The organism is Nocardia sp. NPDC058114, assembly GCF_042884695.1.
Taxonomy (GTDB): Bacteria; Actinomycetota; Actinomycetes; order Mycobacteriales; family Mycobacteriaceae; genus Nocardia.
On record NZ_JBHVTK010000008.1, the window covers coordinates 44,510 to 68,191 of the forward strand.

A 23,682-nucleotide genomic window follows, 5' to 3' on the forward strand; every position below is an offset into this window, starting at 1 on the left:
TGTTCGATCGGAGAGAGTGGCGTCGGATCATGGCAGAGGACCTGACCGTGACTCGGGGGCTGGTGATACCCGCGTCCGAGTTGCGCGAGCGGTTCTCACGGTCGTCCGGCCCGGGAGGGCAACACGTCAACACCACCGACAGCCGGGTAGAGCTGTCCTTCGACCTCGCCAACTCACCCTCGGTGCCGGAGTGGCTGCGCACCCGGATGCTCGACCGCCTGGCCACCCGCCTGGTCAACGGTGTCCTCACGATCGCCGCATCGGAGCAGCGCGCACAACTGCAGAACCGCGCGGCCGCCCGCGAACGCCTGGCCTCGCTACTCCGCGATGCCGCTGCCGCCCCGCCACCCGTTCGCCGCGCCACCAAGCCCTCGCGCGGAGCGAAGGAACGACGCATCTCCGCGAAGAAGCGGCGCGGTGTCACCAAACGCAACCGCCGCGCGTCCCCCGACGACTAGCCGACGGCATCCCTCGGCGGCGGCACAACAAACGAAATATTCCGCGAGGTCAGGCCCGGAACAGCAGTATGCGGCCGAGCGGATGCTTCGTGCGGTTGATGGGGGCTGCGTGCGCAAGCCCCGGGGCGTACGATCACAATGATCTTGGTTTTCTTTCTTGCCTGCTGTGTTGAGTGCGCGATTTCACTCCCATGACCTGGACAGGAAGGCCAATGATGACCGTTGCAGCGAGCACACACGACCGAGCGAATCTCTTCGATGAACTCGATGATGCGATCAGCGAAATCACCGCCGGCCGGCCAGTGATCGTGGTCGACGACGAGCACCGCGAGAACGAGGGCGACTTGATCATGGCCGCCGAACTGGCCACGCCTGAAACGCTCGGGTTCTTCATTCGCTACACCGGAGGAGTGGTGTGTGCGCCGATGTCGGTCGAGCGGGCCGAGCTGCTCGGGTTGCCGCCGATGACCGCAATGAATCAGGACTGCAAGCAGGCCGCGTTCACCGTGACCGTCGATGCGGTAGCGGGCGTGGTGTCCGGCATCTGCGCGGCCGACCGAGCCGCTACCCTGCGCGCACTGGCGGACCCGGCTACCCGGCCGGAAGATCTTCAACGGCCGGGCCACGTGTTCCCATTACGAGCACATCCTGACGGGCTCGCGGCGCGTCAAGGTCACACCGAAGCCGGAGTGGAATTGATGCGGCTGGCCGGCCTGTCCCCGGTGGCGGCGATCAGCGAGGTCTGTCACGACGACGGGGCGGTGATGCGGTTGCCCGCATTGCGTGCCTTCGCCGATTCCCATGAGCTGAAGCTGATTTCGATCGATCAGCTCATCGCCGCCACCGGAACCACGGCGCCCGTTCCCTCATGAGCGAGTACGTCGAGGCCGTCCTGTTCGATCTGGACGGGACTCTCGCCGCGACCATGGTGCCCTGGGACCGCTGCTGGGCGCAATACGCCGCCGGCCATGGCCATATCTGGACCGATGTCGACCGACACAGGACGCATGGCCACGGTGACTGGGCCCAGTATCTGGCCCGGGTGTGTGGTATCCATTCCGTCGATCAGGTCATCGCCGATTGCGTGAGGGCGATGATCGAGCAGCTCGAGGCCGGTCACATCGAGTTGCTCCCGGGGGTGGACGCGCTGCTGAGGGCGGTCACGAGCCGGGCGGTGACCGGTGTGGTGTCGGCTTCTCCACGCCGGTTTGTCGCTGCCACCCTCGATCATTTCGGGCTGCGCCGCTCCTTGCAGGTCGTGGTCGCTCGTGAGGACCAGGCGCAAACCAAGCCTCACCCGCAGCCCTGGTTGCATGCCGCGGCCCTGCTCGCAGTCGACCCGAATGCTTGTATAGCAGTGGAGGATTCGGTGGCAGGGATTCGGTCAGCGCATGCGGCAGGGATGCGGGTGCTGGCGATCCCGAGCTGGGCGCCCGACCTGTCTCCGAGCGAAGCGAAACTAGCCGAGCATCTGGCCCCTGACCACCGCGAAGCCCAGCAGTGGCTGAGCAGCATGCTCACCGAATCGGCCAGCACGATCACCCGCTGACGCGAATCAGGTTGCTCCTACTGCTGATGCACGGTGTCGAGAATTTGTTTGGTCAGTACGGGGCGCACGGCCACCTGCACCGATGGGAGCTGGTTGATATCCGGGTTCGAGCGGTCGATCGCACAGATGACCGTGTCGACGATCGCCCCCCGCGATCGCAACTGCTCGGTCGCGGCGACGACCGCTCCACCGGTAGTGATGACATCCTCGATCAGCACGATGCGGCGGTCCCGCACGTCGCCGCCTTCGGCAAGCTGTTGTGTGCCATAGGGTTTCGCTGCCTTTCGGATGAACAGCGAGGGCAGTCCGGTCAACTGGCTCAGCATGGTGACGAGTGGGATCCCGCCCAACTCGAGGCCACCGAGCATCTCAGTGTCTTCTGGGACCAGTGCGACCATCCGTTCGGTGATTCGTCGCAGCAGCTGAGGATCGGCCTCGAACAAGTACTTGTCGAAGTACTCATCGGCAACAATTCCCGATCGCAGCTCGAAGGACCCACTCAGCCGACAACGCTGATCGATGTCATGAGCGAGGTCGAAAAGAACCGGGTCGTTGCGAATGTCCAGCACGACATCATGTTCGCAGACTGTCTGCGACCCAACCACTCAGCCGTCAGTCGCCCAGCTCTTCGCGCTGCCATCGGCAGATGCGGACGTTCCTGACCGCGCGGTATGCGGCATTTGCGGATGCCATCGCCTAGAGGCTTGTCGCCGTGCGGACGAGGTCGGCGATGGCTTGTGATCTGCTGTGTGGTGGCCAGGCGATGACGGTGGTGACGGCCGGTGCGTCCGGCACCGCCACGATGGCGTGCTCGTGGCGTAGCTGGGTTCGGAGCGACTCGGGCATGACCGCGCAGGCCCGGCCGAGCGTGATCAGCTGGGTCAACTGGGTATGGTCGCGAACCTGTGGGCCGGGGCCGTCCGGATAGCTTCCATCGGGTCGAGGCCATCGCGGCAGGGGCAGGTCCGTCAGGGCGTTGACCTCGGCCATCGACAGGTGAGTTCGGTCGGCGAGGGGGTGCCCCGCGGGCAGGACCACGATCTGCTGTTCGGTGTGCAGGTCCTCGGTATCGAATCCGGTCGTCGTGTCGTAGGGCCGGTGGAGCAGAGCGACGTCGGCACTCCCGTTGCGTAGCAGGGCTTCCGGTTCGCCGGGCCCGCACAGCACCACCTCGACTGCGACAGCGCAGGGGTCGGCGGCGTAGGCGTCCAGCAGCTTCGACAACAGTTCGCTGGACGCTCCTGCCTTGGTCGCCAGCACCACACCGGGCCGGTCGGCAGCGGCGCGGCGAGTGCGGCGCTCGGCGGCTTCGACCGCTTCGATCGCCAGCCGGGCCTCCCGCAGCAGCACCGCCCCGGCTGGGGTCAACGTGATCGCGCGCGTAGTGCGATGCAGCAGAACGACTCCGAGCCGGCGTTCCAGTTGCTGGATCGCCCGCGACAGCGGTGGTTGCGCCATCGTGAGCCGTTGCGCCGCCCGCCCGAAGTGCAACTCCTCGGCGACGGCGACGAAGTATCGCAACTCCCGCGTCTCCACCGGGCCATCGTATCCGGCACTTACCACGGCCAATACCCGCGCGGTATCGACGCACACCCGATCGGTCTTGGACGTCCCACCCGTATCCGCAGCATTGTCAACGGTATGAGTGAACGGACAATCGCGCTGGTGACCGGCGCGAACAAAGGAATCGGATTCGAGATCGCGGCGGGCCTGGGCGCCCTCGACTGGCGAATCGGCGTGGGCGCGAGGGATCGACAACGCCGCGACACCGCGGTGGAGAAGCTGCGCGCGGTCGGAATCGAGGCGTTCGGCGTGCCGCTCGACGTGGACGACGACGCGAGTGTCGCCGCCGCGGCCGAGCTGATCGCCGACCATGCGGGAGGGCTCGACGTCCTGGTCAACAATGCCGCGATCACCGGCAGCGTGCCACAGACGCCCACCACGGTCGATCCCGCGACCGTGCGCGCTGTCGTGGAAACCAACGTGATCGGCGTCATCCGGGTCACCAACGCGATGCTGCCCATGCTGCGCCGCTCGGCAGCACCGCGAATCGTCAACATGTCCAGCAGCGTGGGCTCGCTCGCCCTGCAGACCGCTCCCGGCCTCGACACAGGCCCGGTTCCCACTGCCTACTCGGCGTCGAAGACCTTCCTCAACGCCGTCACCATCCAATACGTCAAGGAACTGGGCGACACCGACATCCTGATCAACTCCGGCTGCCCAGGTTTCACCGCCACCGATCTCAACGGTTTGCGAGGCGTCCGCACTCCGGCACAGGGGGCGGCGATCGCGATTCACCTCGCGACTTTGCCCGACGACGGACCGACCGGCGGATTCTTCGACGATGCCGGAACAGTGCCTTGGTGACAGGCCCACGGTGCGTCAGGGCGGTCCGGGCCCTTCCCCGGATCACTGTTCACCGCACGGTCTTGGCAGGTGCGGCCTCGGCAGAGGGGGACGGGATCATCCGCTGCGGGTGCCGGATCGAGCGGTCACCCGGTCGCGCAGTATCGGTACGCCGGGTCCGGCAAGGTCATCGCAGTACGTAGATCTGCCGGCCATCGCCATGGTCAGCGCGATCGTGGTCCCGCTGACGACAGGGCCGGACCCGGCCGCAAAAGGTCCGTCGGTCGCCTCCAATCGCAGGCCGTCGGTATTGCTGCGGCTGGTGACCGTGAAGTCACGTCCGGCGTAGAAACGCGCGACTTCGGTAGCGGCTTCCGTCGACGGTGTGCGCGGTAGTCCGAGGGGACGCCGGATGTCTTGTGCGTGGACAACGACTTCACCGAGCCAGGCCGTCGTGGGTCCGGGAGCCGCAAGGGTGCTGGTGACGACCGCCCGGAACCGTTCGAGGGTTTCGGCGGGAGTACTCCCACGGTGCTCGGCGAGACGCCGGTTGTTGTGCTTGTCGAAGTCGAACCGGGCACCCAGGACGCTGGACAGCCAGCGCAGCCGTCCGATGCTCGCCGCTGCGGTGAGGTGCGCGACGACCTCCTCGACCACCCAGTCCCCACACAGCGAGGGCCGTCCCCACTGCTGGTCGTCCAAGCCGGCGAGATCGTCGGCCAGGACGGCACGTTCGGCGTGGGCCATCGCCCACAGGGTGTCACGGGCCAGGGCATCCGACACGAGGTACCTCCAACACTCAGTCGCCTACGGGTGCGATGTGCACCTCACGGTGTGCGGCGAAACGGGCGCGCGGAGCCGCTTCGTCGTTCTGTAGTGCAGACGCCGCGATCTGCGCAGACTCATCGGTGCGTGCGTTGTGAATGTCATGTGGCCATGCCGAGGGTTTCGAGAATCCAGCGTATTGCGCGGCGAGTCCTTGTGCGATACCGGCTGCGGGTTCAGGTCCTGGACGTAGTGGTTGGTCACGCCGGGTTCGCGCTACTCGCAGACCATGAACGTCGCGTCGAAGCGCACACCGACCACGCCGACGCCACTGCCGAGATAGTCGCGATGCGCGTCACCGCCCGGATTCCTGCGGGTGACAGACTGAACCGCAGTCCTCGCACACGCGGGCTGCTCGCCGAACATGCCGAAACCGGCCGACTGCTGAACTTCCTTCTCGAATCGTCGCTTGGGCGCGGCCCCAGCTGACCACATCGGAGGCACTCCGGGCTGGGAGCACATCGGCGTAGCCTCTCAGGATGCGGATCGGCGAGCTGTCCAAGCGCACGGGCGTGAGTCCGCGCTCACTGCGGTACTACGAAGCGCAGGGTCTGCTGACCAGCTCACGCTCCGGCGCCGGGCAGCGCCACTATTCCGATGCCGAGGTCCAGCGTGTGTCGCTCATTCGGCAGCTGTTCGCCGCGGGTATGTCCAGCCGGGTGATCGCGACCGTGCTGCCGTGTGTGGACATTCCCGGTGACCTGGGTGTCGCCGAGGAGACGTTCGCGACGATGACGCGCGAGCGCGACCGGATCGACGCCGAGATCGCGCACCTGACCGAGAACCGAGATGCGCTCGACGCGCTGATCAGGGTCAACAGCCGGCACCGGGCGGAGCTGTCGGTGGCCGCCGAACCGGTGGCGCGGTCGGCCTGATGCTGTGACCTGCACCTCGATCGGTTGCCTCTTACATCGGTGTGAGGGGTGAGGATGGCTACAGAGCCCGGAATCACCTGGGCTGGTCATTCGAGAGGCGGCGGAAAATGGGGCAGGCGTGGGGTTTCGGCAGGTATGGCGGGCCCGAAGTACAGGAGTTCTTCGATCGTCTCGATCCCGTTCCCGGTCGCGGCGAGGTGCTGATCCGGGTCGACGTCGCCGGCGTGAATCCCCTTGACCACCTTGTGCGCTCGGGTCTGGTCCCTGGGCTCGACGGCGGACGTCCCTTTCCCCGCGTGCTGGGCATGGAGGCAGCCGGAATCGTTCTCGCCCGGGGCGAGGATGTCGAAGGGCTCGAGGTGGGTGATGCGGTCTTCGGCTTCGCACTCACCGGTGGTGGTACCTACGCCGAGACGACGGTGCTGTCCGCGCCGAACACCGCGCGCATCCCGGTGGGCCTGTCTGCGACCGTGGCGGCAACGCTGCCGGTGGCCGGGACGACCGCGGTGGATGCGCTCGACCAGCTCGACCTTCCGACCGGTGCCACGGTCCTGGTCAACGGCGTTGGCGGTGGGGTCGGCCTCGCCGTCGCCCGGCTGGCCATCGGGCGCGAGCTGCGTGTGATCGGCACCGGCAGTACTGCCAAGCGCGAGCACGCTGAAGCCATCGGAGTGCGGTTCATCGACTACGCCGCCGAGAACGTCGTCGCGGCGGCGCGCGAGCTGGTTCCACACGGCTTCGACGGGGTCGTCGATCTGGTCGGAGGTACCTCGCTACGGACGGTCGCGCCACTGGCCCGCAATCCTCGCAACGTCATCGCGGTGGGTGATATGTCTGTGCCCGACCTCGGTGGGCGTTTCATCGAGCGTCGCCTGGACCGAGAGAATCTGGAGCGCTCCGCCCAGCTGGCCCTCGACGGAGTCCTCGCACCCGTGATCACCGCGGTCCATCCGCTTTCCGACGCCCCGGCAGCCCTCGCCACCGTCGAGAACGGTCACATCTCGGGCAAAGTCGTCATCAAGGTGACATGAGAAGCGCCGGCTTTCCGACGCCAAGAGCGGGCCGCACCCAGGATCGCGGATCGGGCAACAGCGATACCACCCTGCTCAGAGTTCGACAGGTTGAGACCGCGATAGGCTGACTGTTGATTGCCGCGGAATCGCAAGTGCGGCTGGGGGAGGGGCGGACGTGGTGATACGTGGCCGAGAGTCCCGCGATGCTGCGGCGCCCCTTGACATGTCGCGCACGGAGCGCCTGCGCGTCCACGGCGCCGTCTCTACTGCGCTGGCACTGCACAGCGATCATGCGTTGGGCGAGCTCGTGGATGCGGCCGTGCCGATCGGTTCCGGTATCGGCGGGAAGTCAGCGCTGCTGGAGATCGCCGGAGCTCCGGTTTTCGTGAAGCGAGTGCCCCTCACCGATCTGGAACGGCAGCCGGAGCACGTCCGGTCGACGGCGAACCTGTTCGATGTGCCGCAGTTCTACCACTACGGTGTCGGCCTCATCGGTGGGGCGGGCTTCGGAGCTTGGCGCGAGCTCGCCGTGCACACCATGACGACGAACTGGGTGCTCGCTGCCGAACGCGAGGGGTTCCCGCTGATGTACCACTGGCGGGTGCTGCCGGACACGACGCCGCTGTCGGACGAGCTCGCCGACATCGATCGCGCCGTCGCCTACTGGGATGACCGACCCCGGATACGCCATCGGATCGAGGCCGTTCGGGACTCTTCGGCGAGTATCGCGCTGTTCCTGGAGTACATTCCGCAGACCCTGCACGAGTGGCTGAATGCCCAGATCGAGGCGGGCGATGAGGCCACCGACCGGGCCTGCGCCATGGTGGACCGCGAGTTGGCCGCCGCCACCGCCTTCATGAACGGTCGTGGGCTCCTGCACCTCGACGCGCACTTCCAGAACATCCTGACCGACGGTCGACACCTCTACTTCGCAGATTACGGCCTCGCGCTCTCCTCCGGGTTCGACCTCTCACCGCAGGAAGCCGCGTTCTTCGACCGGAACCAGAGCTATGACCGCGGCTTCACCGCAACCTATTTGGTGAACTGGCTACTCACCGCTCTGTACGGGCTCCGGCGGGACGACCGGGCCGAACGCATCGAGATGGTGCGCGCCATCGCGGCGGGCGCGCCGCCGGAGGGCATCCCCGAGGGGGCCGCCGCGGTTCTCATCCGGCAGGCGCCGGTCGCTGCGGCGATGTCCGCGTTCATGCTCGCGTTCCAGCAGACGAGCCGGAGCACCCCGTACCCGGACGATGAGATCCGCCGCCTGCTGGACGAGCAGACTTCTGTGTTCGTTCAGCCGCTCCTGTCGTCAGATCAGCTCGGGCGGAAGTGCTAACGCCGGGACAAGTGTTGCGAGGTCGACAATCGATGATCTGTCTCCGGATCGAACGGTCGCGACGGGTCATTTCCCGCTCCCAGCGAGGGCCGCTGGACGACTACCCCTCCGTCTTCCGAGGTGGCGGGTAGCACGCGCGCGATGACGGTCGCGTGAATGACGTCGTTGAGGCGCCCGACGTGTGCGCGTACCGCCAGCGCGGCATCGAGGAGGTCTTCGCTGAATCCGTACCTGGTGTCACCTCATGACTCGTTGCGGATCCAGCGCCCTGGAAATCAGCCTCCGCGGCGGCGAGGTGCGCTGTCAGATCGCTTCATCCCTTCCCGAGAGATTTCACCACCACGGGCCGGCAGGGCAACCGCGGGCACCGAATTGCGTCCTGAGTGGAGCGAACGATCTCATCGGTACGCTCGTAAGCATGGGTGGGGACTTGCTACTGCTGATCGCCACCATCGGTCCGGTGGCACTGTTGGGGTGGGCGGCTGTTCGGGCGAAGCACCGCGGCTTGGGAGGGTCGTTCGTCGGGCCATTTCAGGAGATGTTCGATCCCGGTGCGGCGCGAGCGCAGATCGTCATCGAGGAGATCGCGGAACTGCCGGATCCCGCGGACTCCGGCGACCCGGACAACGACGATGATTCGCCGAACACGGTGGTGTACAAGGGCATTCGGCTCTATATCAACCCTGATAGGGCTCGGCGGCGCGGAGGTGGTGGGACCGCCAGGCAAGCGGGATGAGCACCCGCCTGGCAAACCCGAACAGCCGTCCGACCATCACGCTCTCAGAATTCACCGTCTGATGGTTGCGAGGATTGACGAAGTGCACTCTCCTGGTCGACGTTTCGAGAGTTGTTCCTGCGATGACTCATTCCGAGGTCATCGAGACGTTGGAACAGGGGCGGCGATTGCGGCGTCGAGATTCTGGACAGCTTTGTCGTACTGATTGCGGTCGAACAGAAATGGGCCGAATGCGGCGCAGTCACGAGTGGTGCGATACGGCTGTTCGAAGTGGTCCCATACGACAAGGTCGCCGGTCGAGGTTATGCGCGTCAGCAGCGGCCAGCAGCCGAAATCCCCGCAACTGCAAGCAAGTACAGGAGTCTTCTGTCTCATGGTGAGGGGAGAGGAACCGTGAAAATGCTCCTCCGCTGACTCGAACCGGACGAACAGGGGGACGAGGCCACCGTAACGGCCGCCCACGGGCTCCAGGTCGGCGCTGATTTCGAAGGTGTCGATGAGATCGGTCAGAGGGATGGTATCGATGCGGGGCATGATCTGGGGGACGTCGGTGGGTCCGGGTGGTCCTGGCCGATAGTCGAACCCGATCTCACTGATAGCTGTCAATCGGTTGCGCTGCAAGCGCTTCCGATCTCGGGTGATCGACCCAGCACCCGCACCGCGGCGCGCGTCGGGGGCCTGGGCCCTGCGGGGGATCACCGACTGAGGCGCACGACGCCCTTCCCAGTTGAAAGAATCACGGCGTCAATGTATCCAGCGCTCGCCCATCCTGCAAAGGTGGAGGCCCTCTGCGGCGCCGCCCAGTCGGACGCTCATCGGTAGGTGAGTGCGTTCATCGGCTGGGATCGCGGACGTCGGGGTCGCGCGGGTCGCGGCATGAGCGTGCTTCTGGCCGCTAGCATCACGAGCGTGGGCGACCAGGACCGGCCGAGCGAGCGGGTTGTCGAGCAGCGACTGCGAAACCGCGCGATAGAGACACTCGTCGAGGGGGACGAGGGTGTTCGTAGATGGGGGTACGGGGACTACGTCAACGAGTTCTTCGACACGATCGACGACGACGGAGCCTGGCGATGGCGCGAATGGTCGACGTTCACGCCAGCAGAGGTGACCGCGCTCGACAAGGTGCAGCGAGCACTCCTTGATGCCTGTGCTGCGACACCTCGGATTTCGTCCGATGAGGAGTTCATCGCTTCGGGGTGGCCTAGGCGTATCAAACCGCTCGCGGCTGCGGCACTCGAACTGATGCAGTCGAGAGGTCGTTTTCGAGAGGATCGCGAGGAAGATGCGCCTTCGCGTACGAGCTGAAACTCACACCACCGATCGCACGGGAATCGGCAGATCAGTATGTCAGTGCGTTCAGAACCGCACGGCCGCGCTGGTCAAGTGGGCAGGCCAGCTCGAGGATGGACACGTCTTCGAGTAACTGCATGTCGTCGACGTAAACCAGTTCCAGCAGAGCATCATTCACGCTGCGCCGGAGCCCGGTCAGTTCCGGTGTGGGTAGTACACGTTCGGTCTCAGCAGTGATGGGAACGATCACCAGCAGATCGAGGGAGGCCAGTGCGGTGCGTAGGGCGGTTTCGTCGATCCCGGCTTCCGCGTCGACGCCGATGGCTGCCAGATATGCGAGGAAGTCGAGGGGTGTCCTGTCGTATACCGCAGCGGGTGCGGGATCACCGAGTAGGCGCATCGCGTAGCGCAACTGTGCCCAATAGTCCGCGGCCACGGGCGGATACGCGAATTCGTATCCTTCCTCTTCGAGTAGTACGTACGGTTCCTGGATTGCTGTGTGCCCGCGCTCCAGTCGCGCACAGAGCTCTTCGACCAAGGTTGTCTTGCCGGTTCCATGCGGTCCGGAAACCCCGATGCGCAACTCTGCCCCTTCCAATGTCTGGTCACTAGTCTGCGTCCTGCAAGGAATCGTGCGGAAATCAGGTGTGGAGTCCAGGGTGTCAGGATGCCCAGGCTGGAGACCACCGCCCCCTCCTTCGAGGCGATCGCGCCGAAATTCGCCTGTCTGCAACCAGTTCCTGATGAGGACTGTTGCCCGACGGCACCTTGCCGACGGTGTTGATCAGTGCGTCCAGCCGGGCCGTCAGGTGTGGGGGTAGGACGCGGCGGAGTTTGGCCGTCGCGCTGTCGGCTGCGCGGGCGGCCGGTCGGCGCCGCGGCTGGGGAAGAGCCCGAGTAACACGGCCACCGCCTCGTCGTCGGTCAGTGGCATCCGTCAGCAGGAGCACACAGTGAAGCTCGTCTCGATCCGTGTGATCACTGACGACATCCAACGACTGGTCAGTTTCTATCAGCACGTGACCGGCGTCGAAGCCAACTGGGCTACACCGGATTTCGCCGAAATCGTGCTGTTTCGAGATCCCGACGGCAACCTGATCAACCTCTTCACCCCGGCGGCCCGGACACAGCAGGTCCGCCACCGAAACATCACGTCACGCCGCGGAGGAGTACGGACTTCAGCAGGTCGCCACCCATCGAGTTTCACGGATCGGTGCGCACAAGGTCGTAGACATAGGACCGTTCGCCCTTGCGGCTCACCCACACGCCCTCAGGAGGAACCTCGCCTTGCCCAGGTTCGTCGAACGGGCGACTCGATACCTCATCGGCCGCGTTGCACACCACCCAACCGAAGTCGGGGAGTCGGCGACACCAGATATCGAGGTCGGTCCGCTTATACGACGGGAACCCATGCGCGTCCCCCTCGCGGACGAACTCATATGTCAACCCATCCACGCGCCGCACGAACCTCACACCCGACATCGGACCATTCTCACCAAAGACCTCGACACGAACAACCAGGTCCCCGCTCAGGTTGACGAGAACCCAGGGACCGCATACGTGGTCAGCTCTGCTGATTGCTGAGCAATCCTCGAGCAGGTGAGCCTCTGTGTGTGAACGGCTGCCGGCCCCTGTGTGCGCACGCCACCCCGGAACAGGACATATGCCGGTCACACTGAGGGTGCGAGCGCGTGTTCCGCGGTGGCTTGAGCCCCGTAGGGTCTGTGTCGATGACGGCATCGACACACGCTCACTGCTTCCACACTGGCGCTGACGGCGAATCACCGCTCGTTCTGCTCCATGGCTCACACGGCAGCGAATCCGACCTCATTCCGGTAGCCGACGAAATTGCCCCAGAGGCATCAAAACTGAGTGTCCGTGGCACAGTCAGCATGGATGAGGGCTATGCCTTCTTCCATCGCTTGCCGGACCGTCGCGTAGACTCGCGCGACATCGTCACCAGGACGCGGATACTGGCAGGTTTCATCGCAACCGCCTGCGCTGACTACAATCTCACCAGACGCCCCGTCGCAATCGGTTTCTCCAACGGCGCCATCATGGGCGCGGCTCTACTCATGACCTATCCGGGATTGCTGGCGGGAGCGATCCTCTTCCGTCCCCTGGCCCCGTTCGCCCATGATCTAGCCGACCGCGTCGACAACACTCCAGTTCTGATAGTCGACGGCGCTCACGACAACCGCCGGTCACCCGGGGACGGCCTTCAGCTGGCTGAACAGCTGCGTCGTGCGGGAGCCCGGGTAACCCATCAGGTGCTATCGGTCGGCCATGCGATCACCGCCGAGGACAAAATCGTTGCGCGCGAGTGGCTTCTGGCGCAGAGGTATTGAGCGATGGTGCCCAACCGAGGTGCCACACATTGCCCGGGCGATCTCTGCGCGCCTACGGTCATGCTCCGAGCACGACTGGTCTGCGCACAAACTTCGAGTTTCTCGAGACAACCAGTTTCATGCTTGCAGAATTCAAGGGCGATTCTCTGGCGCGAAGTTCGACTGGGTGATAACCCAGCATGCCGAGTTCTCCGGTGCTGTCGACGACAGCGGGGCGGACTTCAATCCGATCGGCCTCCCTCACATCAAGTCTCAGAGGTGAGCGCTGCTGATCCTGCTCCGAGTTAGGGTTCGGCTTGGCGGTGCGATTGCCTACTGATCTCGGCGTTGCTCAGTCATCGGCATTACCGGACGGTGGGATTGCGCCGGATGTCGTGGCGGCGGTGAGGCGCTGGCCCAGGGCGCGCACGGCGTCGTTGAGGGCGTCGGGGTGCTCGATGACGAAAGGGCGGTTCAGGGCGGCGAGGACGGGGGGAATCCAGTCGAGGTGTTCGGCGCGGATGAGGACTCGGACCCAGGGGGTGGGATCGGTGGGTGGGGAGTCTATTTCGTGCAGCGTTGCGATGGTCGCGGGGAGTAGTGGGCGGATCTGGGTGGGTGTGCCTTGGACGCGGATCGATACCTCGTGCCGGTAGGGGGCAGTGGCGAGGGCAGACACGAGGTGGGTGGTCGGGTCGAATTCGGTCGGTGGAGTGAAGGTTTCGGGGAGGGTGGTTGTCTCAGTGATGCGGTCCAGTCGGAACTGGCGTAGGTCGTCGCTGTTGTTGTCCATCGCCGTCAGGTACCAGCGGCCGGAGTGGGCGACGAGGCCGTAGGGGTGCACGGTCCGCTGAGAGTGTTGTCCGTTCCGGTCGGTGTAACCGATGGCGACCAGTCGGTGTTCGCGGGTGGCCGCGGCGATGTCGAGGAGGACGGCGGTTTCGACCGGGACTTCGGGGCGGGCGTCGGCGGTGAATTCGGCGGTGTTCACCAGTGCGTCGAGACGAGCGCCCAGGCGTGCGGGCAGGACGCGGCGGAGTTTGGCGGTCGCGCTGTCGGCGGCGTGGACCGATGTCGTCGAATGGCTGGTGAGGAGTCCGAGCAGGACGGCTACCGCCTCGTCATCGGTCAGCATGAGTGGAGGCATCCGGTAGCCGGGAGCGAGTCGGTACCCGCCGTAGCGGCCGCGGACCGAGCGGACGGGGATATCCAGGTCGGTGAGATGGGTGACGTAACGCCTGACGGTGCGTTCGTCCACGCCCAGGCGCCCAGCGAGTTCGCCGACGGTATGGGTGCCGCCCGTCTGCAACAGCTCGAGCAGGGCCAGTACTCGGGCCGTGGGGCGCGTCATCCGGCAATTCTCCCATCAATACCGGGCGGAAACTGTCCGGTATCGCCTCTACCTTGGGATTCAGCGGTGGAACTTCCGCCCTTCCCGACAGCAGGAGTACGCAATGAACCTCGTCTCGATCCGCCTGATCACCGCCGACATCGAACAGCTGGTCGGCTTCTATCAGCGGGTGACCGGTGTCGAAGCCCGGTGGGCTACACCGGATTTCGCCGAGATCGTGACTCCGGCCGGCACACTCGCGATCGGAAGCGTGCGTACGGTCGCGTTGTTCGGGGCCGGCAGCGCGCGCCCTGCCGACAATCGCACCGCGATCATCGAGTTCATGGTCTCCGACGTCGACGCCGACTACCGCAGGTTGCGCGACTCCGTCGAGGACTTCGTCAACGAGCCGACGACGATGCCGTGGGGCAACCGGTCGCTCCTGCTCCGAGACCCCGACGGCAACCTGATCAACCTGTTCACCCCGATCACCGCGCGGGCCGCCGGGTAGGCGTGCAGCCCACCGTTGACCGCTTGCCTAACGGCGTTCATAGTAACTAACTATGGACGCTATGCCGAGGCGTGATCGGAAAGCGGAACGGCGTGAGGCGACGCGGCAGGAAATTGTCGAGGCCGCGTGGGAGATCGCACGGGAGCGGGGACTGGCGCAGCTGACACTGCGCGAGGTCGGTGAGCGGATCGGAATGCGGGCGCCGTCGCTGTACTCGCACTACGGATCGAAGAACGCGATCTACGATGCGATGTTCGAGCAGGCTTGGAGTGAGTGCGAGCGCGTCTCGATCGACGCGCTGCGTTCGGCCCCCGCGGATCCCCGCGGCCTCGTGCGCGTCCTGGCACTGGCGTACTTCGATTTCGCGGTTGCCGATCTCGCCCGCTATCAGCTGATGAACCAGCGCACGATCCCGGGATTCGAACCCTCACCCGAGGCGTACGTGTCGGCGGTCCGCGCGCTCGACGAGGTCATCGCGGTGCTCGCCACGATCGGCGTGACCGACCGCGATGACGTGGAGATCTGGATTGCGATCCTGTCCGGCCTGGTCGATCAGCAGCTCGCCAACGATCCGGGCGGGCACAGTCGGCGCAAGCTGTTGGACCGCGCCGTGGACATGTGGGCCGACAGTGTCGGCCTTCCGCCGACGAAGGAGCCGCAGAAATGACGGCTGTCGAGCAGACGGCGGTGACTGCGCGGCGCGCGATGCTCGCCCATGCCGACGCGATGCGGCTCGCCCGCGACGAGTACTCGCGCTTCGCCGACGCGGTCGCCGCGCTCGACGGTGACGACTGGACTGCACCGACCGAGTGTGCCGGGTGGACCGTGCACGACCTCGTCGCCCACGTGGTCGGTATGTCCACGATGGCATCGTCCCCGCTGGAGAATGCCCGCCAGACCCGGGCTGCCCGTAAGCGGTTGCGGCCCGGCCGGCAGCTCGTCGACGCCGTGACCGCGTATCAGGTCGAACGATTCGGACAGCAGACGACGGATCAGCTGGTCCGGTCGATGGCGGGCATCGCGCCCAAGGCCGCGGCAGCGCGCAGACGTACCCCGGGGTTGCTGCGCAATCGAACAATTCCCGAGCAGCAGCTGGTCAACGGCACCGCCGAACGGTGGACCATCGGGTACGCCATCGACACGATCCTGACCCGTGACCCGTGGATGCATCGGATCGACTTGGCCCGGGCCACCGGGCACGTTCTCGTGCTGACCGATGAGCACGACGGGGCGATCGTGGCCGACGTGGTGCAGGAATGGGCCGCCCGCCACAACAAACCCTTCGACCTGTGCCTGACAGGTGCCGCTGGAGGCCGATGGCATTGCGGCACAACGGATGAACGCCTCGACCTCGACGCGGTCGAATTCTGCCGGATCCTCTCCGGCCGCGCCGAAGGCGCTGGACTACTGACCACCCAAGTGCCGTTCTGACACTGCACCGAATCGAGCCGACCATGACCACCACCATCGAGGAAATCGCCGCCGACATCTACCGCATCTCGACGTTCGTGCCCGACATCGGCGAACAGGGGCTGACGTTCAACCAGTTCCTGCTCGCCGATGATCAGCCGCTGCTGTTCCATACCGGGCATCGCGCGATGTTCACCGACGTCGCGGCGGCGATAGCACGGGTCACACCGGTGAACCAGCTGCGGTGGATCACCTTCGGGCACGTCGAATCCGACGAATGCGGGTCGATGAACCAGTTCCTCGCCGCGGCCCCCGAATCGCAGGTCGCCCATGGTGCCGTCGGCTGCATGGTGTCGCTGGACCACATGGCCGACCGGCCACCGAGACCGCTTGCCGATGGCGAAACCATCGAACTCGGCCGGATGCGAGTGCGCCACATCGACACCCCACACACCCCGCACGGCTGGGAAGCGCGTGTGTTGTTCGAGGAAACCACACAGACTCTGCTGTGCGGGGACCTGTTCACCCACCTCGGTGCGGGCGCGGCCCTCACTACCGGCGACATCGTCGGCCCCGCCGTTCACGCCGAAGATCTGTTCGCCTACTCGTCGCTCGCACCGGCGACCCCGATGATCGTCGACCGACTCGCTGAGCTCGCACCGAAAACGCTGGCGCTGATGCACGGTTCGTCGTTCACCGGCGACGGCGGCGCCGCGCTGCGCGCATTGGCCGACAGCTACCGCCACCGCATCGGCGACGCCACGGCTTGATGGCTTGCCGCCGGCGATACGCCGAGCGGAGGGGAACGTTCTGCTGACCGCCTCGAGCGCGGCCGGCGGATCAGCCGGGCGCTTGCGATGCTGCCGCCACGGGTGCGTCCGGGGCGGGCCGTGCGCGCGGCACGGTGAAGGTCGCCAGGACCGAAGCGATCGCGACGGCGAAGCAGGCTGCTGTGTACCAGAGGTTTCCGATGGGGTCGCCGTTGGTTGTTTCGCCGTTGACGGCGGCGAAGAAGTCGGGGAGCGACGCGATCCAGAGAGCGGCGAAGACGACCAGGTAGAGGGTGGCGAACCGTTGGACGAAGGGGTCTTCGTACTGCGGGGGTGTGGCGGTTCCTCGGCGTAGTTCGGTCCACTGGCGGACCATGACGATCCCGGCGACCACTGCGAGGACGGTGAGTTCCAGTGCGTAGACGATGCCGCGCACGGTGGTGCCGCTCATGCCGATGACGGTGGCGGGCAGCGGGAGCAGGAACGTGCCGACCGAGGCCAGCAGGCCGATGACGATGGTGCGCCAGGTCAATTCGACGCCGGAGAAGTGGCGGCCGTCGTCGACGTGGCGGCCGACGAAATACTGCACGCAGAAGGCCAGCGACATCGGCCACAGGGCCGCGAACACGACGACGCTGCCCATCGGGACCGAATCGAACATCGGCTGGTTGATCGGGTTGTCGATCGACCATTCCCACCAGCGCAATTGGGGCCCGAGATGGTCGAAGATCTCGTAGAAGGCGTGGTGGACGAAGCCGACGCAGGTGGCGCCGATCAGGGTGCCGTAGCGGCTGAAGATGCCGAGCATCCGGACGATGCCGAACGCCATCGTCGCCATCAGCGGGTAGATCGCGATGATGTAGATGGGCAGTCGGCCCCAGAGGAAGTCCACGGTGAAGACGTTGTGCGCGAACATCGTGTCGACGTGTTCTTCGATGCCGAACGCCGCCGGGAAGTACAGCGGCGGTTCGATGACGAACAGGTAGGCGGTGGCACCGAACCACAGCACGAGATTGGTCGGGTCACCGTGGCGGCGCAGGCGCACGATCGCGTACCAGAGCGCGAGAATCGCGCCGACGACGATGGTGAGCTCGAGGACCGGCAGGGTCCAGTTCTCGAGGGCGAACGGGTTGCGGAACTCGACGAGTCCGCCCGCCTCCTCGCAGGAGAAGCCGAGTTCGTGAGCGAGTTCGGCGAAGGTGGGGGAGCAGTGTTCGGCCATCGGGCTACCTTCTACGAGCTGACGGAATCGGCTGTGTACCAACGGGTTACGTCGTAACCTTCGTCATAGCGGCGGAACCACTCGTCGGCGAGTGCGGGCAGCTTCTCGTGCGCGGGATTGTGCCCGGGCGTCTGACTGCGGATGATGCCGCCCAGCGCGACGAGTTGTTCGCGCAGACCGAGATCGTCGAACGCGCGCGGCATCGTGCCGTTGTCGGCCGGCTGGAGGAACGGCAGCCACCGGCGCAGGGTCTGCCCCCTGCGGTAGTTGGCGAACATCGACAGCGCGTCGACCTGGCGATCTTCCAGTGGCACATGCTCGTTGAAGCCCTCGCACGCCACCCGGATCACCTGCAGCACGTGCCGGAAGATCGAGGCCGCCACCCGCATCCGGTACAGCTCGCTGTCGACCACCGAATTGAAGATGATCAGCGCCGAACTGCGGTGCTCGACTTCCTCGACGAAATGCCAGATGAACAGTGAGGCGACGCGGTCGTCGCCGGGGGCGAACAGATTCTTGTCGTTGTCGAGCATCAGCTTGAACACCGGCGTGAACGTCGCCTCGAGGTCGGCGGTGTAGGCGAGGCGGTACTTCACCGAGGTCTCGGCGGTGAGCTTGTCGAACTCGCCGATCACCGCGTCGAGGGTCTGCTGCAAGCCGGGATAGCGGCGGATCAGCGCCTTGACATGCTGGCGATGCGCCGTCGAATGCTGCCCTTCCTGGCGCATGAAGGCGTCGGCCTCTGACGCCACCTCGGGGTCGGTGATCTGCGGTTTCGCCTGCGTGATCAGTTGCACGATCATTTTCTCGAAGCCGATGGCCAGGAACGAAACGGCATTGGCCATCGACGAGAACGCCGGGTTCTGCGGATTCCACAGAAACGGCACGTCGTAGTCGGAGAACGCGAAATCCATTTTGCGGACGTGAAGGTCGGTCACGGTGAGTTACCTCGTTGTTCGGCCACGGTTGATAGAGCAATCATACGCACGAGGCTTCGCGTGTATGATCACTTTTACGGAATTCGCCCTGACCTGGGGTTGTGCTAGCGTCCACCTGGTGGCGCGTAGACGTGGGTGGGGCGGCAGTCCGCCGGGTGACGATGCGGAGGCGACGCGCCGGATCATCGCTGCCGCAGTCGAACTCATCGGCCGGACCGGTGCGGAGATCAGCATCGCCGACGTGGCGGAGTCCCTCGGTGTCATCCGGCAGACGGTGTACCGGTATTTCCCCAGCGCCGACGCGCTCATGACCGCCTCGGCCATCGCCTCGGTCGACGATTTCCTCGATCGACTCACCCGTCAGGTCAGCGGCCTGGGTGACCCTGTCGAAGCGATGACAGAGGCCGTCGTCTTCACCCTCACCGATGTTCGGCGGACCCCCCACCTGGGGATTCTGCTGTCGAGCTCGTATTCCAACGCCCACCCGGAAGGCATGACCTCCGATGAGGCCCAGGCGTTCGGTATGACCATGATCCGCCGCTTCGACGTCGACTGGGCCGCTCACGGCTACGACGAGCCCGCGCTGCGCGAACTCGTCGAATACGTGTTGCGCACCATGCAGTCGTTCTTCCTGTCACCGGGCAACCCGGCACGCTCCGACGACGAACTGCGCCGGTACCTGCGGCGATGGATGGGATCGGCGATCGGCGCGCAGCAGAAGGGCTGAACGCCGAACGCGCCCGTCCGGAATTCCGGACGGGCACGAAACGCATGCTCAGCTCGCGGCGGCGATCCTGCGGGGCTCCAGCGCGGCGGCGAGCAGATAGCTGCCGCCGCCGGCCAGTGCCAGCGCCCAGTACAGGTACGCGCCGTCGAGAAACAGTGCGGCCGTAGAGCTCACGGCCAGCCAGGCGCCGAGCGTGTATTGCAGGACGTCGCGGTAGGCGACACCGCCGGCGAGGTAGAGCAGTCCGACGATCAGCCCGGACCCGGTCGGCCAGAGAGTCGCTGCGGTGTCGGGGCTCAGCGTCGAACCGAGCGCCGTGATCAGGAAGAACAGCGCGGCGAAACCGATCAGCCACGATGCGCCGAGCAGATTGCCCACGACCGCTTCCTGTCCCGTCGCGCCGCGCTGGGCTCGCAGGGAGACGACGGTGGTCACGATCATGGCCGCCAGCAGGCCGACGCCCAGCAGCGCGGTCGGCACGAATCCGGGGAGGTCGAGCAGGGGGTTCGGGCCATGGCTGAGGGCGAAGGTGCCGTGGCCGACCAACCAGGCGAGGCCGAAGCTCAGGTAGATGGGGCGGTTGTCGAGGACGGTGCGAACGGGCTGGGAAACGTACATGACTGATCTCCAGGGTGTGAGCGGGTCAGGCGCTGACGAGGACGACTTTGCCGGTGACGGTGCCGGATTCGGCGAGCTCCAGAGCTCGGGCGGCATCGGTGAGAGTGATACGGGCCGCGACCTGGGCGGTGACGGTGCCCGCGGCGGCGAGGGAGAAGACCTGGGACAGATCTTCGGCGATTCGAGCACGGAAGCGGGTGATGTTGCGCTTGCCTGCCCACAGGTTGTAGAAGTGCGCACGTCGCTTGTTGGGCAGCATGTTCCACCACAGCAGGCGGGCGAACAGTTTCAGCACCGGCAACCGGGAGTCGCCCTCGTCGTTCTTGGTGGCCGCCGTTCCGTAGGAAACGAGGGTGCCGCCGTCGGCAAGCAAGTCGAACGAATCGCTGATGCCGGGCCCGCCGACGTGATCGAACACCGCGTCGACACCGTGCGGTGCGATGGCCCGAACCTGGTGTGGCACATCGGTGCGGTAGTCGATCCAGGTGGCACCCAGCGCGGTGACCGCGTCGGCATGGCGAGCGGACGCGGTGCCGATCACGTGAATGCCCGCGGCGCGGGCCAATTGGACCAGGGTCGAGCCGACGCCACCGTTGGCGCCGTGGACCAGTATCGTCGCGCCCGGCTGAACAGCGGCGACGCGGTGCAGCATCTGCCAGGCGGTGATGCCGTTCACGACAAAGGTTTCCGCGTCGGCGGCGTCCAGGGTGTCCGGCACGGGGATCAGATCGGCGGTGTCGAGGTCGACGTGGCTGCTCCAGCCGCCGGTCTTGGTCAACGCGGCCACCCGCTTGCCCACCAGTGTCGCGTCGTCGGCCTCGACCACCGTGCCGACCAGGTCGTAGCCGGGCACGAAAGGAAACGGTGGCTGGTCGTAGTACTTACCGCGGCGCATCTGCTGCTCGGCGAAGGACACCCCGGAGGCATCGACTCGAACCAGTGCGCGACCCGGTGCGGGTGCGGGGAGTTCGCGTCGGGTGACGAGCAGGCCGCTGGGGTCGACGCGACCGGGCAGGACGATTTCGGTGGCGGTGGTGGTGTTCATCAGGAGCTACCTTCCGTGGTGTGTGACTGGTCAATCACTCTTGCTGCAAAAGAAAGCTCCACCCTGAAAAGGCTGGAGCGAGGGGGGTCAGTGGGCTTTCGGGTGGCGCATTCCCGTCGTCAGGGCGGTGGCCCAGGCGCTGTCGTTGCCGTCGAGCCCGAGGGTGGTGACGAGGTGGCAGAGCTGTCCGTAGGCGATGAAGTACTGGATCTGCTCGGGGGTGCCGCCGGAGCGGCGCTGCACGAAGGTGGTCACCTTGGCCAGACCCCGGCGCAACGCGTCGGCGATTTCGGGGATGTCGGTGGCGGACTGGGCGTGCACCTGCAACATGAGCAGGCTCTTGTCGGCGATGAGTTCGGCGTAGGCGCCGCCCATGTCGTGCAGGATGGCGGCCGGGTCCGTCGCGGTGGAATTGGCCGCGCCCGTGGACATCGCGCGTTCGACGAGCTCGAAGCAGTGATCGAGCGCGGCGACGAACAGGGCGACCTTGCCGGGGAAGAGTTTGAAGACGTAGGCGGGGGAGATGTCGGCGCGCGCGGCGACGGTGTTGATCGGGGTGCCGTGGTAGCCGGTCTTGGCGAACTCGATGATCGCCGCGTCGACGACCGCGTCACGCCGGACGTCCGAGGTGGAGAGGGTGGCGCCGCGCTTGGTCATGTGAGTGACTGTACACTCACTCTTTCGTGGGCGTCAACGGGTGACCGGAGATTCAGTGCAGATCGGCGAGGGCGGTGTCCACGTCCGGGCCGGTCAGGCTGTGCCGAATACTGCGCATGACCAGCCGTAATGGTCGTGGGCAGTCCTGGACGGCGGAGAAGCGATCGGTGGCCACGACACGCGCCGGTGCGCCGAGACGGTCGCGGACCCGGGTCATGAGGTCGTAGCGGCTCAGGGTTTCCGCGCCCGCGAGATGCACGGCGCCCGCCTCGTCGGCGAGCTGCTCGAGTGCGGGTGCCAGGCTGGGTAAGTACAGTGGATTGCAGACGATATCGGTGCGCGCGGGGATCTCGGGTGCGGCGAAGCGGGCCAGGAACTTGTTCGACAGTGGGCTGCGCCCGTAGACGAGGGGCAGGCGCACGACCAAGTGCCGGTCGCGTTCGAGGACCAGATCCTCGGCGGCCACCTTGGTCTCGCCGTAGACGTTGATCGGTGCGCGCGTGGCGCTTTCGTCGTAGTACTCGGCGGCGCCGTCGAAGACATTGTCGGTCGACAGGTAGACGAGCTTCGCGCCCGTGTCGCCGATGGCGTCGAGCAGCGGGACCATCGGCGCCACGTTCGCGGCACGGGCCGCGGCGGGATCACGCTGCGCGGCACCGAGATCCACGACACCGGCGGTGTGGACGACCACGTCGAAACCTTGTGCGACGAGGGCGCGCACCGCGCCGGTGTCGGCGAGATCCACCGGGGTGAGCCCGTGCCCGCCCCGGCTGGTCCCGACGACCTCGTGGTTCGCGGCGAACTGCGCGTGCAGCGCGCTGCCGACGAAACCGGAGGCGCCGAGGATCAGGATCCGCACCGTGTCAGCGCGCCTGCCAGTTCGGCTTGCGCTTCTGCGCGAATGCGATGGCGCCCTCACGCATGTCCTCGGTGACCGCGACTGTCATGATCTCGCGGTTGGACTGGTCCCAGGCGTCGTCGTCGGCGAGCTTGCCGTCGATCATGCCCAGCGCCACCCGCTTGCTGGCCTGCACGGCCAACGGCGCGTTCTCGGCGATCCGACCGGCCAGCGCGAGCGCCGCGTCGAGAACCTCGGCGGCGGGCACGACACGGTTGATCAGGCCCAATTCCAGCGCACGGGCGGCGGTGATCGGTTCACCGGTGAGGATCATCTCCATCGCGACCTTGCGGGGGAGCTGCTCGGGCAGACGGAACGCGCCGCCTGCCGCGGCGAACAGGCCGCGGGCGACCTCGGGCAGGCCGAAGGTGGCGGTCTCGGCGGCGACCGCGAGATCGCTGGCCAGGACGAGCTCGGTGCCGCCGCCGAGTGCGAAACCGTTCACCGCGGCGATGGTCGGCTTGCTGATCGGATGCCGGACGTACCCGGCCAGGTTCCAATCCTCATGTCCCGGGGCGAGAATCGACTCACCGCGGCTGAGCGCCTTCAGGTCCGCGCCCGCACAGAACGCCCGCTCGCCCGCGCCGGTGAGGACCACCGCGCGGATCTGCGGGTCGGCCTCGGCTCGCTCGAGCGCCTCGCCGACCCCCGTGCTCACTTCGGCGTTGACCGAGTTCATGGCCTCGGTCCGATTCAGCACGATGACGAGCACATGCTCGCGTTGCTCGACGAGAACTGCGCTCACGAGTGACTCCTTCGCTAGGTGGCTGTCAGCATGACAAACCTCTTCGATCTGTA

The 23,682-nt window shown here is 66.1% G+C and carries 29 protein-coding genes and 1 pseudogene; 16 read left to right on the forward strand and 14 right to left on the reverse strand.

The window, feature by feature from the left end; translation table 11 throughout:
* Positions 1-29: 29 nt before the first annotated feature.
* The 3 genes from arfB to ACFVVI_RS26385 all read left to right on the forward strand — a co-directional run bounded on the left by arfB (position 30) and on the right by ACFVVI_RS26385 (position 2,007).
* Positions 30-458 carry an alternative ribosome rescue aminoacyl-tRNA hydrolase ArfB gene (gene arfB / locus ACFVVI_RS26375; protein WP_378662109.1) on the forward strand — a complete coding sequence of 143 codons (429 nt, stop codon included), beginning with the start codon at positions 30-32 and terminating at the stop codon, positions 456-458.
* Positions 459-631: 173 nt separating this feature from the next.
* Positions 632-1,330 (forward strand): 3,4-dihydroxy-2-butanone-4-phosphate synthase, encoded by a 699-nt coding sequence (gene ribB, locus ACFVVI_RS26380; protein ID WP_379313893.1) that lies wholly within the window; start codon positions 632-634, stop codon positions 1,328-1,330.
* Entirely contained in the window at positions 1,327-2,007 is a 681-nt protein-coding gene (locus ACFVVI_RS26385; protein WP_387447317.1) for an HAD family hydrolase, read from the forward strand. The genes ribB and ACFVVI_RS26385 overlap by 4 nt, the downstream gene beginning before the upstream one ends.
* Positions 2,008-2,024: 17 nt before the next feature.
* Here the strand turns inward: ACFVVI_RS26385 and pyrE are convergent, their stop codons facing one another.
* Positions 2,025-2,576 carry an orotate phosphoribosyltransferase gene (gene pyrE / locus ACFVVI_RS26390; protein WP_378989868.1) on the reverse strand — a complete coding sequence of 184 codons (552 nt, stop codon included), beginning with the start codon at positions 2,574-2,576 and terminating at the stop codon, positions 2,025-2,027.
* A gap of 127 nt (positions 2,577-2,703) precedes the next feature.
* The gene (locus tag ACFVVI_RS26395; protein WP_387447318.1) at positions 2,704-3,543 is read right to left on the reverse strand and encodes a LysR family transcriptional regulator; all 840 of its coding nucleotides are present in this window, start codon (positions 3,541-3,543) and stop codon (positions 2,704-2,706) included.
* Positions 3,544-3,648: 105 nt separating this feature from the next.
* On the opposite strand from ACFVVI_RS26395, the gene ACFVVI_RS26400 reads away from it, so the two are divergent.
* Positions 3,649-4,374 (forward strand): SDR family NAD(P)-dependent oxidoreductase, encoded by a 726-nt coding sequence (locus ACFVVI_RS26400; RefSeq protein ID WP_387447319.1) that lies wholly within the window; start codon positions 3,649-3,651, stop codon positions 4,372-4,374.
* A gap of 96 nt (positions 4,375-4,470) precedes the next feature.
* On the opposite strand, the gene ACFVVI_RS26405 is transcribed toward ACFVVI_RS26400, so the two are convergent.
* Both ACFVVI_RS26405 and ACFVVI_RS26410 read right to left on the reverse strand, forming a co-directional pair.
* Entirely contained in the window at positions 4,471-5,136 is a 666-nt protein-coding gene (locus ACFVVI_RS26405) for a maleylpyruvate isomerase family mycothiol-dependent enzyme (RefSeq protein ID WP_387447320.1), read from the reverse strand.
* Positions 5,137-5,394: 258 nt separating this feature from the next.
* Entirely contained in the window at positions 5,395-5,613 is a 219-nt protein-coding gene (locus tag ACFVVI_RS26410; RefSeq protein WP_387447321.1) for a hypothetical protein, read from the reverse strand.
* A gap of 44 nt (positions 5,614-5,657) precedes the next feature.
* On the opposite strand from ACFVVI_RS26410, the gene ACFVVI_RS26415 reads away from it, so the two are divergent.
* The 4 genes from ACFVVI_RS26415 to ACFVVI_RS26430 all read left to right on the forward strand — a co-directional run bounded on the left by ACFVVI_RS26415 (position 5,658) and on the right by ACFVVI_RS26430 (position 9,141).
* Positions 5,658-6,053 carry a MerR family transcriptional regulator gene (locus ACFVVI_RS26415; protein ID WP_379313890.1) on the forward strand — a complete coding sequence of 132 codons (396 nt, stop codon included), beginning with the start codon at positions 5,658-5,660 and terminating at the stop codon, positions 6,051-6,053.
* 107 nt (positions 6,054-6,160) lie between these two features.
* The gene (locus ACFVVI_RS26420) at positions 6,161-7,084 is read left to right on the forward strand and encodes an NADP-dependent oxidoreductase (RefSeq protein ID WP_387447322.1); all 924 of its coding nucleotides are present in this window, start codon (positions 6,161-6,163) and stop codon (positions 7,082-7,084) included.
* Between the two features lie 205 nt (positions 7,085-7,289).
* Entirely contained in the window at positions 7,290-8,405 is a 1,116-nt protein-coding gene (locus tag ACFVVI_RS26425) for a protein kinase family protein (RefSeq protein WP_387447323.1), read from the forward strand.
* A gap of 418 nt (positions 8,406-8,823) precedes the next feature.
* Positions 8,824-9,141 carry a hypothetical protein gene (locus ACFVVI_RS26430; protein WP_387447324.1) on the forward strand — a complete coding sequence of 106 codons (318 nt, stop codon included), beginning with the start codon at positions 8,824-8,826 and terminating at the stop codon, positions 9,139-9,141.
* 138 nt (positions 9,142-9,279) lie between these two features.
* Here the strand turns inward: ACFVVI_RS26430 and ACFVVI_RS26435 are convergent, their stop codons facing one another.
* Positions 9,280-9,675 carry a hypothetical protein gene (locus ACFVVI_RS26435; protein ID WP_387447325.1) on the reverse strand — a complete coding sequence of 132 codons (396 nt, stop codon included), beginning with the start codon at positions 9,673-9,675 and terminating at the stop codon, positions 9,280-9,282.
* Between the two features lie 375 nt (positions 9,676-10,050).
* On the opposite strand from ACFVVI_RS26435, the gene ACFVVI_RS26440 reads away from it, so the two are divergent.
* Entirely contained in the window at positions 10,051-10,446 is a 396-nt protein-coding gene (locus tag ACFVVI_RS26440; protein WP_387447326.1) for a hypothetical protein, read from the forward strand.
* Between the two features lie 34 nt (positions 10,447-10,480).
* Here ACFVVI_RS26440 and ACFVVI_RS26445 read toward each other — a convergent pair whose 3' ends face one another.
* A complete protein-coding gene (locus ACFVVI_RS26445) occupies positions 10,481-11,164 on the reverse strand; it encodes an AAA family ATPase (RefSeq protein ID WP_387447327.1) in 684 nt (227 codons plus the stop codon).
* Between the two features lie 220 nt (positions 11,165-11,384).
* On the opposite strand from ACFVVI_RS26445, the pseudogene ACFVVI_RS26450 reads away from it, so the two are divergent.
* Positions 11,385-11,546: pseudogene (locus ACFVVI_RS26450) on the forward strand (VOC family protein); the annotation flags it as partial.
* Positions 11,547-12,161: 615 nt separating this feature from the next.
* A complete protein-coding gene (locus tag ACFVVI_RS26455) occupies positions 12,162-12,779 on the forward strand; it encodes an alpha/beta hydrolase (protein WP_387447328.1) in 618 nt (205 codons plus the stop codon).
* 331 nt (positions 12,780-13,110) lie between these two features.
* Here ACFVVI_RS26455 and ACFVVI_RS26460 read toward each other — a convergent pair whose 3' ends face one another.
* Positions 13,111-14,109: a helix-turn-helix transcriptional regulator gene (locus ACFVVI_RS26460; RefSeq protein WP_387447329.1), complete on the reverse strand. Its 999-nt coding sequence runs from the start codon at positions 14,107-14,109 to the stop codon at positions 13,111-13,113.
* Between the two features lie 103 nt (positions 14,110-14,212).
* Here ACFVVI_RS26460 and ACFVVI_RS26465 point away from each other — a divergent pair, with 103 nt between their 5' ends.
* The 4 genes from ACFVVI_RS26465 (at position 14,213) to ACFVVI_RS26480 (ending at position 16,779) form a co-directional block, all read left to right on the forward strand.
* A complete protein-coding gene (locus tag ACFVVI_RS26465; protein ID WP_387447330.1) occupies positions 14,213-14,599 on the forward strand; it encodes a VOC family protein in 387 nt (128 codons plus the stop codon).
* Positions 14,600-14,660: 61 nt separating this feature from the next.
* Positions 14,661-15,266 carry a TetR/AcrR family transcriptional regulator gene (locus ACFVVI_RS26470; RefSeq protein WP_379313924.1) on the forward strand — a complete coding sequence of 202 codons (606 nt, stop codon included), beginning with the start codon at positions 14,661-14,663 and terminating at the stop codon, positions 15,264-15,266.
* Positions 15,263-16,030 carry a maleylpyruvate isomerase family mycothiol-dependent enzyme gene (locus tag ACFVVI_RS26475; RefSeq protein ID WP_387447331.1) on the forward strand — a complete coding sequence of 256 codons (768 nt, stop codon included), beginning with the start codon at positions 15,263-15,265 and terminating at the stop codon, positions 16,028-16,030. Before ACFVVI_RS26470 ends, ACFVVI_RS26475 begins: the two co-directional genes overlap by 4 nt.
* Before the next feature lie 23 nt (positions 16,031-16,053).
* Positions 16,054-16,779: an MBL fold metallo-hydrolase gene (locus ACFVVI_RS26480; RefSeq protein ID WP_387447332.1), complete on the forward strand. Its 726-nt coding sequence runs from the start codon at positions 16,054-16,056 to the stop codon at positions 16,777-16,779.
* Between the two features lie 70 nt (positions 16,780-16,849).
* Here the strand turns inward: ACFVVI_RS26480 and ACFVVI_RS26485 are convergent, their stop codons facing one another.
* Both ACFVVI_RS26485 and ACFVVI_RS26490 read right to left on the reverse strand, forming a co-directional pair.
* Positions 16,850-18,001 carry a hypothetical protein gene (locus tag ACFVVI_RS26485; RefSeq protein WP_387447333.1) on the reverse strand — a complete coding sequence of 384 codons (1,152 nt, stop codon included), beginning with the start codon at positions 17,999-18,001 and terminating at the stop codon, positions 16,850-16,852.
* An 11-nt stretch (positions 18,002-18,012) separates the two neighbouring features.
* Positions 18,013-18,939 (reverse strand): metal-dependent hydrolase, encoded by a 927-nt coding sequence (locus ACFVVI_RS26490; RefSeq protein WP_378630996.1) that lies wholly within the window; start codon positions 18,937-18,939, stop codon positions 18,013-18,015.
* 118 nt (positions 18,940-19,057) lie between these two features.
* On the opposite strand from ACFVVI_RS26490, the gene ACFVVI_RS26495 reads away from it, so the two are divergent.
* Complete coding sequence (locus ACFVVI_RS26495; RefSeq protein ID WP_378989891.1) at positions 19,058-19,666, forward strand: TetR/AcrR family transcriptional regulator; 609 nt, start codon at positions 19,058-19,060, stop codon at positions 19,664-19,666.
* 48 nt (positions 19,667-19,714) lie between these two features.
* Here the strand turns inward: ACFVVI_RS26495 and ACFVVI_RS26500 are convergent, their stop codons facing one another.
* The 5 genes from ACFVVI_RS26500 to ACFVVI_RS26520 form a co-directional block, all read right to left on the reverse strand.
* Positions 19,715-20,284 carry an ABC transporter permease gene (locus tag ACFVVI_RS26500; protein ID WP_378989892.1) on the reverse strand — a complete coding sequence of 190 codons (570 nt, stop codon included), beginning with the start codon at positions 20,282-20,284 and terminating at the stop codon, positions 19,715-19,717.
* A 25-nt stretch (positions 20,285-20,309) separates the two neighbouring features.
* The gene (locus tag ACFVVI_RS26505; protein ID WP_387447334.1) at positions 20,310-21,329 is read right to left on the reverse strand and encodes a medium chain dehydrogenase/reductase family protein; all 1,020 of its coding nucleotides are present in this window, start codon (positions 21,327-21,329) and stop codon (positions 20,310-20,312) included.
* A gap of 87 nt (positions 21,330-21,416) precedes the next feature.
* Positions 21,417-21,986 carry a TetR/AcrR family transcriptional regulator gene (locus tag ACFVVI_RS26510; protein ID WP_378631002.1) on the reverse strand — a complete coding sequence of 190 codons (570 nt, stop codon included), beginning with the start codon at positions 21,984-21,986 and terminating at the stop codon, positions 21,417-21,419.
* Between the two features lie 52 nt (positions 21,987-22,038).
* A complete protein-coding gene (locus ACFVVI_RS26515; RefSeq protein ID WP_387447335.1) occupies positions 22,039-22,845 on the reverse strand; it encodes an SDR family oxidoreductase in 807 nt (268 codons plus the stop codon).
* 4 nt (positions 22,846-22,849) lie between these two features.
* Positions 22,850-23,629: a crotonase/enoyl-CoA hydratase family protein gene (locus ACFVVI_RS26520; protein WP_387447336.1), complete on the reverse strand. Its 780-nt coding sequence runs from the start codon at positions 23,627-23,629 to the stop codon at positions 22,850-22,852.
* Positions 23,630-23,682: the final 53 nt, after the last annotated feature.